Origin of the sequence: Pseudolysinimonas sp. (genome assembly GCF_044239695.1) — a bacterium.
In the GTDB taxonomy this organism is placed as follows: domain Bacteria; phylum Actinomycetota; class Actinomycetes; order Actinomycetales; family Microbacteriaceae; genus Pseudolysinimonas_A.
This window is the reverse complement of record NZ_JBIIAW010000001.1, coordinates 15,146-27,844: the sequence shown is the minus strand read 5'-3', so window position 1 is coordinate 27,844 and position 12,699 is coordinate 15,146. Positions and strand designations below refer to the sequence as shown.

Annotated in this window: 14 protein-coding genes; 7 read left to right on the top strand and 7 right to left on the bottom strand. The window is 69.8% G+C overall.

Annotated elements, in window-relative coordinates:
• Positions 1-5: 5 nt before the first annotated feature.
• The 3 genes from ACILQS_RS00150 to ACILQS_RS00140 are packed head-to-tail and all read right to left on the bottom strand — an operon-like array spanning position 6 to position 3,114.
• Positions 6-851, bottom strand: a complete 846-nt coding sequence (locus tag ACILQS_RS00150) for a carbohydrate ABC transporter permease (protein WP_395638065.1) — start codon at positions 849-851, stop codon at positions 6-8.
• Positions 851-1,753 carry a carbohydrate ABC transporter permease gene (locus ACILQS_RS00145; RefSeq protein WP_395638064.1) on the bottom strand — a complete coding sequence of 301 codons (903 nt, stop codon included), beginning with the start codon at positions 1,751-1,753 and terminating at the stop codon, positions 851-853. Before ACILQS_RS00145 ends, ACILQS_RS00150 begins: the two co-directional genes overlap by 1 nt.
• Before the next feature lie 35 nt (positions 1,754-1,788).
• Positions 1,789-3,114, bottom strand: a complete 1,326-nt coding sequence (locus tag ACILQS_RS00140; RefSeq protein ID WP_395638063.1) for an ABC transporter substrate-binding protein — start codon at positions 3,112-3,114, stop codon at positions 1,789-1,791.
• A 418-nt stretch (positions 3,115-3,532) separates the two neighbouring features.
• On the opposite strand from ACILQS_RS00140, the gene ACILQS_RS00135 reads away from it, so the two are divergent.
• Genes ACILQS_RS00135 through ACILQS_RS00115 form a run of 5 tightly spaced genes read left to right on the top strand, consistent with a single transcriptional unit; the run spans position 3,533 to position 7,981 of the window.
• The gene (locus ACILQS_RS00135; RefSeq protein WP_395638062.1) at positions 3,533-4,735 is read left to right on the top strand and encodes a mandelate racemase/muconate lactonizing enzyme family protein; all 1,203 of its coding nucleotides are present in this window, start codon (positions 3,533-3,535) and stop codon (positions 4,733-4,735) included.
• Between the two features lie 19 nt (positions 4,736-4,754).
• On the top strand, positions 4,755-5,525 hold the full coding sequence (locus ACILQS_RS00130) for a FadR/GntR family transcriptional regulator (RefSeq protein ID WP_395638061.1): 771 nt from the start codon (positions 4,755-4,757) through the stop codon (positions 5,523-5,525).
• A complete protein-coding gene (locus ACILQS_RS00125) occupies positions 5,509-6,402 on the top strand; it encodes a hypothetical protein (protein ID WP_395638060.1) in 894 nt (297 codons plus the stop codon). The genes ACILQS_RS00130 and ACILQS_RS00125 overlap by 17 nt, the downstream gene beginning before the upstream one ends.
• On the top strand, positions 6,399-7,121 hold the full coding sequence (locus ACILQS_RS00120) for an SDR family NAD(P)-dependent oxidoreductase (protein WP_395638059.1): 723 nt from the start codon (positions 6,399-6,401) through the stop codon (positions 7,119-7,121). The genes ACILQS_RS00125 and ACILQS_RS00120 overlap by 4 nt, the downstream gene beginning before the upstream one ends.
• Positions 7,121-7,981: an SMP-30/gluconolactonase/LRE family protein gene (locus ACILQS_RS00115; protein ID WP_395638058.1), complete on the top strand. Its 861-nt coding sequence runs from the start codon at positions 7,121-7,123 to the stop codon at positions 7,979-7,981. Before ACILQS_RS00120 ends, ACILQS_RS00115 begins: the two co-directional genes overlap by 1 nt.
• Here the strand turns inward: ACILQS_RS00115 and ACILQS_RS00110 are convergent.
• Genes ACILQS_RS00110 through ACILQS_RS00095 form a run of 4 tightly spaced genes read right to left on the bottom strand, consistent with a single transcriptional unit; the run spans position 7,953 to position 10,971 of the window.
• The gene (locus ACILQS_RS00110; RefSeq protein WP_395638057.1) at positions 7,953-8,321 is read right to left on the bottom strand and encodes a hypothetical protein; all 369 of its coding nucleotides are present in this window, start codon (positions 8,319-8,321) and stop codon (positions 7,953-7,955) included. The two genes, ACILQS_RS00115 and ACILQS_RS00110, sit on opposite strands and share 29 nt — an antisense overlap.
• Positions 8,322-8,326: 5 nt before the next feature.
• Entirely contained in the window at positions 8,327-9,613 is a 1,287-nt protein-coding gene (locus ACILQS_RS00105) for an adenylosuccinate synthase (protein WP_395638056.1), read from the bottom strand.
• A gap of 43 nt (positions 9,614-9,656) precedes the next feature.
• Positions 9,657-10,289: a TrmH family RNA methyltransferase gene (locus tag ACILQS_RS00100; RefSeq protein WP_395638055.1), complete on the bottom strand. Its 633-nt coding sequence runs from the start codon at positions 10,287-10,289 to the stop codon at positions 9,657-9,659.
• A gap of 19 nt (positions 10,290-10,308) precedes the next feature.
• Positions 10,309-10,971, bottom strand: a complete 663-nt coding sequence (locus tag ACILQS_RS00095) for an SDR family oxidoreductase (protein WP_395638054.1) — start codon at positions 10,969-10,971, stop codon at positions 10,309-10,311.
• A 65-nt stretch (positions 10,972-11,036) separates the two neighbouring features.
• On the opposite strand from ACILQS_RS00095, the gene ACILQS_RS00090 reads away from it, so the two are divergent.
• Both ACILQS_RS00090 and ACILQS_RS00085 read left to right on the top strand, forming a co-directional pair.
• On the top strand, positions 11,037-11,810 hold the full coding sequence (locus tag ACILQS_RS00090; RefSeq protein WP_395638053.1) for an HAD-IIA family hydrolase: 774 nt from the start codon (positions 11,037-11,039) through the stop codon (positions 11,808-11,810).
• Positions 11,807-12,661, top strand: a complete 855-nt coding sequence (locus tag ACILQS_RS00085) for a DNA-methyltransferase (protein ID WP_395638052.1) — start codon at positions 11,807-11,809, stop codon at positions 12,659-12,661. Before ACILQS_RS00090 ends, ACILQS_RS00085 begins: the two co-directional genes overlap by 4 nt.
• Positions 12,662-12,699 lie beyond the last annotated feature (38 nt).

The window sequence follows — 12,699 nt, the reverse complement described above, 5'->3', positions numbered from 1 at the left end:
CCTGCTCAGCGGTTCACACCGACCGCGAGCCCCTGCATGATGTAGCGCGACGCGAAGCCGAGCAGGATCAGCGGCACCGACGCCGAGATGAACAGGCCCGCCGAGACGAGCGGCTGATCGGTCAGGAAGCGGCTGCCGATGTCGGCGAGCGCGGGCGTGAGCAATTCCATCGAGTCGCTCTGGATCAGGATGACCGCCCAGATGAGCTCGTTCCAAGCGCCGAGGAACTGCAACACCGCCACCGTCGCGATCCCGCTCGCGCCCATCGGCCGGATGATCGACCACACCGTGCGGAAGAACCCGGCGCCGTCGATGCGCGCCGCTTCGATGACCTCCTGCGGGATGGAGCGGAAGGTCACGGTGAGGAAGAACGTCGCGAACGGCAGACCGGTCGCGATGTAGACGAGGATGAGCCCCCCGTAGCCGCCGACGAGGTCGAGCCGCGCGAGCATCAGGTACACGGGAATGATCAGCACGGGCGCCGGGATGAGCATCACCGAGACGAACGTCGTCGTGATGTACTTCGCCCCCGGCACCGGCAGCTTGGCGAGCGCGTAGCCGGCGAGGATCGCGAGGGTGAGCTCGATCACTACGGCCACCGACGTGACGAACAGGCTGTTGAGGAACGCCTGGCCCGCGCCGTAGTAGTTCACGAGTGCCAGGAAGTTGTCGAGCGTCCACGTCCCCGGCAGCCCGAACGGGTTCTGCAGGTAGTCGGCGTTCGGGCGCAGTGCGGTCACGATCACGAAGTACAGCGGGTAGATGATCGACGCTGCGACGATGCAGAGCGCGATGAAGATCGGCCACTGCGTACGGCGGCTCGAGATACGGGCGCTGGGAGCGTCGCTCATCAGTCGTCCTCCTGCAGTCGGAACACGCGGTTCTGGATGAGCGTCAGCACGCCGATGAAAAGGAAGAGGAGGACGGCGAGCGCGGCTCCCGAGCCCAGGTTGGTGCTCGAGAACGCGCGGAGGTAGACGAGGTAGTCGATCGTCGTGGTCTCGTAGCCGGGTCCCCCGGCGGTCATCACGTAGACGAACCCGAAGAGCGAGGTGAACGTGTAGAGCACGTTGATGATGAAGACGAAGCCGAGAACCCGACGAATGTTGGGCAGGGTGATGAACCACAGCCGCTGCCACCAGCCGGCGCCGTCGAGCGCCGCAGCCTCGTAGACCGAGGGCGGGATCGACGTCAGGCCGGCCAGCAGCAGGAGCGACTGGTAGCCGAAGCCCGACCAGACGAGGGCGAGGATGATGATCGAGATCGAGAAGGTCGCGTTCGTGAAGAACTGGATCGGCTCGATGCCGAACAGCCCGAGCAACTGGTTGACGGCGCCGTAGTAGCCGAACGCGTTGCGGAACATGATGCCGATGACGGCGACGGAGAGCACGTTCGGCAGGAAGAAGATGACGCGGAAGAAGCGCCATCCGCGCACCCGCTCGAACAGCAGCACCGAGACGATGAGGGCCGTGAAGATCACGAGCGGCACCGAGATGAGGAACTTCAGGTTGTTGAAGAACACCTGGTGCACCACCGGGTCGGTCAGCAACCCGATGTAGTTGTCCAGACCGCGGAACTCGAAACTGCGGCCGTTGGTCTTGGTGAACGAGATGAAGAGGGCGAACCCGACGGGGAACGCCATGAACCCCACGACGACGACGAGGGCCGGAAGGACGGCGAGCAGCCCGATCAGGCGGTCTCGCTTGCCGAGGCCACCGGGGCGGCGCGGGGGCCCCCCGGCCGTGGACGCCACTGCTGCGTCCACGGCCGAGGGGCTGACGGCGGAGGTCACTGGTTCGCGATCTCCTGCTCGTACGACGCCTGGAGCTGGGCCACGGCGTCCTCCGGGGTGATGCTGCCCAGGAACACCCCGGCGTTCAGCCGGTAGAACAGGTCGATCGTCGCTTGCGGCATGACGCTGTCGAAGGCGAAGACGACGCCGTCGGTGGCCGCCTGAAGCTCCTCGAACTCCGCCTTGAGCAGCGGGTTCTGGATCTTCGACGGGTCGCCGTCGACGTGGTTCGAGGCCTGCGTTTGACGCAGCTCGACGAACAGGTCCTGGTTCTCCGCGCTCGAGATGAACTCGAGGAACTGCGCCGCGAGCTCCTGCTTCTCGGAGTACTCGGTGATCGACAGCGCGATCTCCGGGCCGCCAGCACCCATGTTCGGGTACTCGGCGCCCTCGAGCATCGGGATGAAGAAGGTGCTCACACCGTCCTCGCCGAACGCGTCCAGCATGTTCTGGTTCTCCCAGCTGCCGACGAGGTAGTAGGCGGCAGCACCGGAGACGAAGCCCGCGGTCGAGTCGCCGTTGGAGACCTGCCCGGCGTCGGGGTTGGTCAGCCCACTCGCACCCCACTCGGCGAACGTCTCGTAGGCCTTGAGCATCGCGGGGTCGTCGACATCGATCGTGCCCGCGTACATCTCGGTGAACGCGGTCTCGCCCAGCTCGCCGCCGACGAGGGCGCTGATCATCCAGGCGCCCACGTAGCCCTCGAGGTTGGCGGCCCAGAAGCCGGCGGCGTCGGTGTTGTCGACGACCTGCTGGCCGTTCTCGAGCAGCTCCTCCCACGTCTCGGGGACGTCGGCCGGATCGAGACCGGCCTCCTCGAGGATCGCGTTGTTGGCGAAGATGGTGAAGAGGTTGCCCGCGCCGAACGGCATGCCGAGGATGCGGCCGTCGGGCGCGTAGCCCTCGCGGTTGACGTTGAAGCCGGCGAGCGAGTCGATCGTCTCCTGGCTGAGGAGCGGCTCGAGGTCGGCGAAGAACTCGCCGTACGAGATGGTCGGGCCTCCGGCGTACTGGATGCGGATGTCCGGACCGTTGCCCGCGATCGAGGCGGCTTGGAACTCCGCGGCGGCCGAGGTGATGTCGCCGCCCTGCTGGATGACCTCGACGGTGACGCCGGGGTTGGCCTCCTCGAACGCGACCGCCATGCGGTCGAGGAACGACTTGTCCATGTCGGGGTCGCCGTTCTCGAGCGTGGTGCCGAGGAGCCCCGTGTCCCAGACGACGAGGTTCTGGTCGCCGGAGTCGCCTCCGGTGGAGCAGGCGGCGAGGCCCGCGACGACGCTCACCGCGAGGGCGAGCGCACCGATTCGACGCAACTTCATTGCTGTGTCCTTCCTATCGGAACAACGACCGGGTGCCCGGCCGATTCGGGTTCGCGCGCTCGGCGGCGGCACGTCGGACGGCCGTCGGGTGAGCGGCGAGCTTCGCACGGGCAGGGTGGCCCGCGGAAGAACCGGTGGAGATGAGGGACGGCAGGAGGGACCCGGGTGCGGCGTTCGCCGGGAGGGTCATCATCGACTGCGACATCATCGTCCCATTTCGTGTGCGCTCGATAGCGCGGCTGATTGGATTAGATCATACCTAGCCGTCCTTGGCGAGCGAACTTTCGCCATCGAATCATTCAGGTCTAGGCAGTGGGGCGATTTCACGTATGATCTATCCGCATCGCGAGGTGGCGATTCTCCGTGATCCCCGTCACCCCGCGCGATCCCGGCCCCACCACGCGAAGGCGGCACCTGCATGATCCTCGACAGCGTCGACTTCTTCTACGCGTCGATGCCTGACGTCACCCTCGAGGCCGATGGATCGCAAGACGCGCTGCTGGTGCGCGTGGTCACCGATGACGGCCACTTCGGCTGGGGCGAATGCGAGGCATCACCCCTCACGTCGATCGCGGCCTTCGTCACCCCCCGCTCTCACGGCGTGTGCCAGCCGGTCTCGGCCTCCGTCATCGGGGAGCGCCTCGACTCGCCGGCCGACATCGCGCGTATCGCGCAGCTCGTCGCGCGCAACAGCATGGACCTGCTCCAAGCCGCCCACACCTGGTCGGGCATCGAGATCGCGCTCTGGGATCTGCTCGGCACCGTGCGGGAGGAGCCCGTCTGGCGCCTCCTCGGCTACTCCGAGAACCATGCGAAGGTGCCTTACGCCTCGATGCTGATGGGCGACACCCCCCAGGCGACGCTCGACCGGGCGCGGGCCGCCCGCGAGAACGGCTTCCACGCCGTCAAGTTCGGCTGGGGGGCCTACGGCACCGGCACGGCTGCGGCGGATGCCGATCACGTCGCGGCCGCCCGCGAAGGTCTCGGCGGCGACGCGAAGCTGCTCATCGACGCGGGTCAGATCTGGGGGAGCGACGTCGACGCCGCGAGTGCCCGGCTCGACGCCCTCGAGGCGGCGGGGGCCACCTGGCTCGAGGAGCCGTTCGAACCGCACGCCTATGTGGCGCACGCCCGCCTCGCCGAACGCGCCCGCACCGTCGGGATCGCCGGAGGCGAGGGGGCGCACACGGTGCACATGGCCACCAACCTGATCGATTTCGGTCGCGTCTCCTTCATCCAGGTCGATGCCGCGCGCATCGGCGGAATCGGGCCGGCGAAGACCGTCGCCGACCACGCCGTCCGGTCAGGGATCACCTACGTCAACCACACCTTCACCTCGCACCTCGCCCTGTCGGCGTCGCTCCAGCCCTACGCCGGGCTCGCCGACCACCGGCTCTGCGAGTACCCGGTGGAACCCAAGCAGGTCGCGCTCGACCTGTCGACCACCCACATCCGGCCCGACGCCAACGGCGAGATCCGAGCGCCCGACGCGCCCGGCCTCGGGATCGACGTCGACCTCGACGGACTCGCCCCCTACCTGCGGCGGGTGGAGATCTCGATCGACGACGAGGTCGTCTACGCCAGCCCGCGGGTGGCGTCTAGGGTGAGGGATGCCGTTTAGCACGTCCGAGGGAGCAGCCGTGGCCGACATCGCTGCCGATGCGGAACGCAACAGCGAGCGCGGCTCCGGGTACGCGATGCGCGGGCTCCAGGCGAAGGTCATCGACGGCATCGGGCGTCAGATCGTCGGCGGCACGTACAGCACGGGAGAATTGCTTCCCAAGGAGGCCGAGCTCACGATCGAGTACGGCGTCTCCCGCACGTCGGTGCGCGAGGGCATGAGGGTGCTCGCGGCGAAGGGTCTCGTCGACATCCGCCAGAAGATCGGAACGCGCGTGCGCCCGACCGAGGCCTGGAACGTGTTCGACTCCGACATCCTGCGCTGGCACACCGAAGTCGGACGCGGCGACGTCATCATGCGCAATCTCGTCGAGGTGCGCCAGATCCTCGAACCGGCCGCCGCGCGTCTCGCCGCGGGACGGGCGTCGATGGACGACCTGCGCCGCATGGATGATGCGCTCCAATCGATGAACCGCCACCCGGGCGACCGCGAGGAGTACGCGCACGCCGACGTCGACTTCCACCTCGCGGTCTACGCCGCCTCCCACAACGTGCTGCTGCGGCAGTTCGGCTCGGTCGTCGCCGACTTCATGTACGCGTCGTTCAACGTGCAGCAAGCCGCGTCCGACGAGGACCTCCGGGTCGATGCCGAGACCCACGCCGCCGTCTACCACGCGATCGACCGCGGGAGCGGCGAAGCCGCGGCGGAAGCGATGCTGCGGGTCGTGCTCGACGGCAAGAGCGCGCTCATCAAGGCACTCGGCGGATCGCGCGATGCCGGCGCGCGCTGACGCCCCTCTCGCCCTCGCCGCCGGCGGCCTGACCGCGACGGTGCTGCCGGCGGAGGGCGGAGTCATCGTCGACGCACGCCTCGGCGGCCGGCCGTTCCTCGCCGCGACCCCCTGGGCCTCGTCGGTCACGGCCGAGCCCGAGCCCGCACCCGACGAGCAGACCTGGGTGGCGCGGTGGCGCGGCGGCTGGCAGGTGTGCCTGCCGAGCGCCGGGCAGCCCGACCCCACCGACCCGCGACAGGGCTTCCACGGCGCGGCGTCCCAGGCGCGGTGGGCCGTCGTCGAGAGTTCGGAGGCGCACGTCGCGCTGTCATGGCGGGATGCCGACCTCGTTGCCGAGCGCGCCATCGTGCTCGGCAACGGTCGGCTGACGGTCCGCACGCTGCTGCGCAACGACGGCCCGGCCGCGCGCCAGGTGCTCGTCGCGGAGCACCTCGTCCTCGGCGGTGACGTGCTCACTGCCCCGCTGGAGCTGGCCACGAACGCCGGCGCGCTTCAGCCCCTCGACTACTCCGGGGTGCCCGACGGGATTCCCGTGCCCTGGCCGGGCGAGCGCGCGGAGCGCTGGGACATCGTCGATGTCGCGACCCCCGCGCGGGTCGCGGGGCTTGTCGATGTTCGCCGGGTCACCGCGACGGGCGACCACGTCGAGGTCGTCGTCGCCTGGCACGGACTACCCCACGCCCTGCTCTGGGAGGAGCTCGGGGTCTCGACCGAGCCTCCGTGGAACGGCGACGTCGTCGCGCTCGGCATCGAGCCGTCGTCGGTGCCGCACGGGGCGGGCACCGCGCACGGTGACGCCCAGACACTCGCCCCCGGCGAGAGTCTGGCCTGGGAGGCCGCGCTCGAGGTCCGCTTCGCGGAGGGAGTCGCATGACCGGTCTGAACGCCCTCGTCACCGGAGCCGCCAACGGGATCGGGGCCGCCGTGGCCGCGGCATTGCGCGATCGCGGCGACCGCGTCGTCGGGATCGACCGCGAACCGGGGGACGGCATCCTCGTCGCCGACCTCGCCGACCCCGCCGCGCGGGCCGCCGCCGTGGCGGAGGCGCTCGGCGCGCTCGGGAGCATCGACGTGCTCGTCGCCGTCGCCGGCGTCTATCGGGAGGGCAGCATCCACGACAGCGGCTTCGACGACTGGCGCCCGGTCTGGGCGGTCAACCTCGACGCTCCACTCGACCTGATGCGACTGGTCACGGCGGGGATGAGGGAGCGCGGATTCGGTCGCATCGTCACCATCACGAGCGTCCACGCCCGACAGGCTCAGGCCGCGAGCTTGGCCTATGACGTGTCGAAAGCCGGACTCGAAGCCGCCACCCGCTCGGCCGCCCTCGATCTGGCCCGGTACGGGGTGCTCGCGAACGCGGTGGCGCCGGGCTTCGTCCGCACGAGGATGAGCCTGCTGCCCGACGGGCGCGACGAGACCGACACCGACGAGTTCCGCGCCACCTACGTCGAGGGCGGCAAGCTTCCCCTGGGCAGGGCCGCGACCCCCGCGGAGGTCGCCCACGCCGTCGCCTTCCTCGCGGCCCGAGAGAACACCTACATCACCGGGCAGGTGCTGACCGTCGACGGCGGCCTCACCATGACGTTCTGATGAGCGCGACGGTCGAGCTGGCGGGGCTCGGATTCCCGGAAGCCCTGCGCTGGCGCGACGGCGCCGTGTGGTTCAGCGATATGTTCCGCGGCCGGGTGGTGCGCTGGGTTCCCGAGACCGCTGCCGAGACCGTGCTCGACCTCGACCACGGCGGGCCCGAGATGCCGGGCGGACTCGGCTGGCTGCCCGACGGGGATCTCCTGGTCGTCGACTGCCTCGACCGGCGGTTGCTGCGGGTGACCGGAACCGGCGGATCGGCGGCCGTGAGCGTGCACGCCGATCTCGCCCCGTGGTTCGGACACCCCGCCAACGACCTGCACGTGGATGCCGACGGCACCGCGTGGGTCGGCGGCTACGGTTTCGATCCCGAGGGCGAGGAGCCGCGCGCCTCCCGGCTGCTGCGGGTCGATCCCGACGGCACCGTGACCGAGACCGGGACCGACCTGGTCTTCCCCAACGGCTGCGAGCGGCGCAGCGACGGCGCCCTCGTCGTCGCGGAGACCTTCGCCGATCGGGTGAGCGTGCTGAGTTCCGACGCGTCGACGTCCCTCGACAGCATCGAGCTGCCGGACGGGAGCGGACCGGACGGGCTGGCGCTGGACGGCGACGACATCCTCGTCGCCCTCGCCTTCGCGGCTGCTGTCGCGCGCCTGCGTGGCGACGAAGTCGAGACGCTCTACCGGGCCGAGCCGATCGCCGACGGACCCGGCGCCGGTCCGGCCGGCTGTTACGACGTGGCCGTGCACCCGACCGACGGCCGGATCGCCGTCGCGATCGCGAGCCTCGACGAAGAGCTCGCGATGCGCGTCGACACCGGGCGCATCGTGCTGCTCAGCCGAGCAGCACGACCACGACGCTGAGGGTCACGAGGCCGACCAGCACCACGGCGCTGCCGACCACCACCGCCAACCGCGCGGGCATGAGGTACCGGCGTCCGAGCGCGCGCATCACGACGGCGGCGACCCCGAGCACGAGCAGCGCCGACCCGATCCCGACGGCGGTGCCGACGAGCTCCTCGCCGCCTTGGGCGTCGGGGTCACCCGCCCACCAGCCGAGACTCGCGCCGACCGCCTGCACCCCGGTCGCCAGGAAGAATCCGGGGACCACGAGCACCGCGCAGGCCACCACGTAGACGAGCACCGAGACGGCCGCGAACTCCCTCGCCGCGCGGCGGCGGAACTCCCGGGTCTCGAGAGGCATCGTGACTATCCGATCAGGTCGTGCCGCACGACGATCGCGTCGCGGGCGGGGCCCACGCCGATCGCCGAGATGCGCGACCCCGACATCGCCTCGAGCGCGAGCACGTACTCCTGCGCCGTCTTCGGCAGATCCTCGAACGTGCGCACGCCGGTGAGGTCCTCGGTCCAGCCCGGGAACTCCTCGTAGATCGGGGTGGCGTGGTGGAAGTCGCTCTGGTTGACCGGCAGTTCGTCGAACCTGACCCCGTCGACGTCGTAGGCGACGCAGACCGGGATCGTCGGCAAGCCGGTGAGCACGTCGAGCTTGGTGAGCACGAAGTCGGTGACGCCGTTGATGCGCGCCGCGTACCGGGCGATCGGGGCGTCGTACCAGCCGACCCGGCGGGGACGGCCGGTCGTCGTCCCGAACTCGTGCCCGGTGGCGCGCAGGAAGTCGCCGTTCTCGTCGAACAGCTCGGTCGGGAACGGACCCGACCCGACGCGCGTCGTGTACGCCTTGACGATGCCGATGATGCGCTCGAGCCGCGCCGGGCCGATGCCCGACCCGGTCGCCGCACCGCCGGCCGTCGCCGACGACGAGGTGACGAACGGGTAGGTGCCGTGGTCGACATCCAGCATCGTCGCCTGGCCGCCCTCGAACAGCACGGTCTTGCCGGCTTCGAGCGCCTGGTGCAACAGCAGCGACGTGTCGGCGACCATCGGGCGCAGCCGCTCGGCGTGCTTGAGCAGCTCGTCGACGACCTCGTTCACGGCGATCGCTCGGCGGTTGTAGACCTTCACCAGCAGGTGGTTCTTCTGGTCGAGGGCGCCTTCGACCTTCTGGCGCAGGATGTTCTCGTCGAACAGATCCTGGATGCGGATGCCGACCCGGTTGATCTTGTCGGCGTACGCCGGACCGATGCCGCGGCCGGTCGTGCCGATCTGCCGCTTGCCGAGGAAGCGCTCCGTCACCTTGTCGAGGGTGCGGTGGTACGAGGTGATCACGTGCGCGTTCGCACTGACGAGCAGCTTCGACACGTCGAGGCCGCGGGCGGTGAGGGCGTCGAGCTCCTCGAACAGCACGTCGATGTCGACGACGACGCCGTTGGCGATGACCGGCGTCACCCCGGGGGTGAGGATGCCGGACGGCAGCAGGTGCAGCGCGTACTTCTCGTCGCCGATGACGACCGTGTGGCCGGCGTTGTTGCCGCCGTTGAACTTGACCACGTAGTCGAGCCGGCTGCTGAGCAGGTCGGTGGCCTTGCCCTTGCCTTCGTCACCCCACTGGGCGCCGACGATCACGAGTGCGGGCATGCGGGGACTCCCTGATTCGATAACGGAGGGATTACACCCCAGCCTAACGGGGCGCGTGCCTCCGCACCCATTCGTGCATCACGATCGCCGCCGCCGCACCCGCGTTGATCGAGCGGGTCGACCCCGCCTGAGCGATCTCCACGACGACATCGGCGGCGGCGAGCGCCTCGCCCGTGAGCCCCGGACCCTCCTGCCCGAACAGCAGCACGCAGCGCTCCGGGATGTCGGCGTCCCGCACGTCGACGGAGCCTTCGACGTTGTCCACCGCGACGATCGGCAGGCCCTGCTCGCGCGCCCAGGTCACCAGATCATCGACCGACGGATGCTCGCGGATGTGCTGGTAGCGGTCGGTCACCATGGCGCCCCGTCGGTTCCAGCGGCGGCGGCCGACGATGTGCACCTCGGCGGCGAGGAACGCGTTCGCGGTGCGCACGATCGAGCCGATGTTGGAGTCGTGCTGCCAGTTCTCGATCGCGACGTGGAAGCCGCGGCGGCGGGTGTCGAGGTCGGCGACGATCGCGTCCATCGACCAGTACCGGTAGTCGTCGACGACGTTGCGTGCGTCGCCGTGCTCGAGCAGCTCCGGGTCGTACCGGTCGTCGGCGGGCCACGCCTCGCGGCCGCCGGGCCACGGCCCGACGCCGATCGGTCGCTCGGATCCCGGCTCGTCCGTCACGCGACCGACCCTAGTCAGGTCAGAAGCGGGCGGAGAACCCGCCGTCGGTGTGGATCAGCTGACCCGAGACCCACCGCCCCGCGGGAGAGAGGAGGAACGCCACGATGCCGGCGATGTCCGCCGGGGTGCCGAGGCGCCCGAGCGGATGGTCCGGCAGGAGTGCGGTGCGGGTCGGGTCGTCCATCCAGCCGGTGTCGATCGGCCCCGGGTTGACGACGTTCGCCGAGATCCCGGCGGGGCCCAGCTCTCGCGCCGCGGAGATCACGATCCGGTCGAGCGCACCCTTGGAGGCGCCGTAGGGGAGGTTGCCCGTCGTGTGGTCGCTCGTGAAGGCGACGACGACACCCCCGTCGACCGCCTGCCGCGCGAACGCTGCGATCAGCAGGAGCGACGCACGGGCGTTGACGGCGAAGTGCCGGTCGAGGCTCTCGGCCGTCGTGTCGAGCACTCCCGACAGCACGTCGTGCGCGTGACTCAGCACGAGGGCCTCGATCGGGCCGTGGTCCGCGACGACCGAGTCGATCAGTTCGCCCGGCGCGGCGGGGTCGGCGAGATCGCACGGGTAGTCGGCATCCCGCAGGTCGCTCGTGACCACCGTGTAGCCCTCGGCCACCAGACGGGGCACCACGCCGGCAGCGATGCTGTCGGCTCGCGCGGCTCCGGTGATCAGGACGACGGGCATGCCGCCGATGGTAGCCGCCCACCGCGATTCGCCCACGGCATCCCGGGTGTCCGTACCATCGTGACATGCGCGACCGCAGCGAGATCCGATCCTGGCTCACCGACATGGACGGGGTGCTCGTCCACGAGAACACCCCGCTGCCGGGGGCTGCCGACCTCATCAAGCAGTGGACGGACTCCGACACCCCGTTCCTCGTGCTCACCAACAACTCGATCTTCACCCCGCGCGACCTCGCGGCCCGTCTCCGGGCGTCGGGCCTCCACGTGCCCGAGGACCGCATCTGGACCTCGGCTCTCGCCACCGCCGACTTCTGCGCCTCGCAGATCCCGGGCGGGTCGGCGTTCGTCATCGGCGAGTCGGGGATGACGAACGCGCTGCACGAGGTCGGCTTCATCCTCACCGAGACCGCCCCCGACTACGTCGTCGTGGGCGAGACCCGCAACTACTCGTTCGAGGCGATCACCCGCGCCATCCGGCTCATCAACAACGGGTCGCGGTTCATCGCGACGAACCCGGATGCCACCGGGCCTTCCGCGGACGGCGTGCTGCCCGCGACGGGCGCGGTCACCGCCCTCATCTCGAAGGCCACCGGCAAGGAGCCCTACGTCGTCGGCAAGCCCAACCCGATGATGTTCCGCTCGGCGATGAACCGCATCGGCGCGCACAGCGAGTCGACCGCGATGATCGGCGACCGCATGGACACCGACATCGTCGCCGGGATCGAGGCGGGGCTGCACACCGTGCTCGTGCTCACCGGCATCGCCGATCAGACCGAGATCGAGAAGTACCCGTTCCGGCCCGACGAGATCCTCGCGGGCGTGCACGAGCTGCTGGAGTGATCTGGAGTCCCGGCGACCCCGACACGATCGTCCACGGCGACAACCTCGAGGTCGCGCAGACGCTGCCCGACGGCGCGTTCCAGCTGATCTACCTCGATCCGCCCTTCAACACCGGCAAGACGCAACGCCGGCAGCGCACCACGGTGACCCGCACCGACAGCGGGGAGGGGCGCGTGGGCTTCGGCGGGCGCACCTACGTCTCCGAGCTGGGATCGGTGTCGCACTACGCCGACACGTTCGACGACTACTGGGCCTTTCTGGAACCCCGGCTCGTCGAGGCGCGGCGACTGCTGGATGCCACCGGCACCCTCTATCTGCACCTCGACTACCGCGAAGCCCACTACGCGAAGGTCGCCCTCGACCGACTGTTCGGGCGGGAGTGCTTCCTCAACGAGATCATCTGGGCGTACGACTACGGCGGCAAGTCGACGCGGCGCTGGCCGTCGAAGCACGACACGATCCTGGTCTACGTGAAGGATCCCGACCGGTACTACTTCGATTCCGCGACCGTCGACCGGGAGCCGTACATGGCGCCGGGACTCGTCACGCCCGAGAAGGCGGAACGCGGCAAACTGCCGACGGATGTCTGGTGGCACACGATCGTGCCCACCAACGGCCGCGAGCGCACCGGATACGCGACCCAGAAGCCGGAGGGCATCCTGCGCCGCATCGTGCAGGCCTCGAGCGCTCCGGGGGATGCGGTGCTCGACCTGTTCGCCGGGTCGGGAACGACCGGAGCCGTCGCCGCCGCCCTCGGACGCCGCTCCCTGCTCGTGGACTCCAGCCCCGACGCGATCGCCGTCATGCGCGCCCGGCTGCCCGACGCACGAGTGGTCTCGACCGCGGGTTGAGTGCCCGCGGAGCGGGTGTATCGAAACCCACCCCGAGT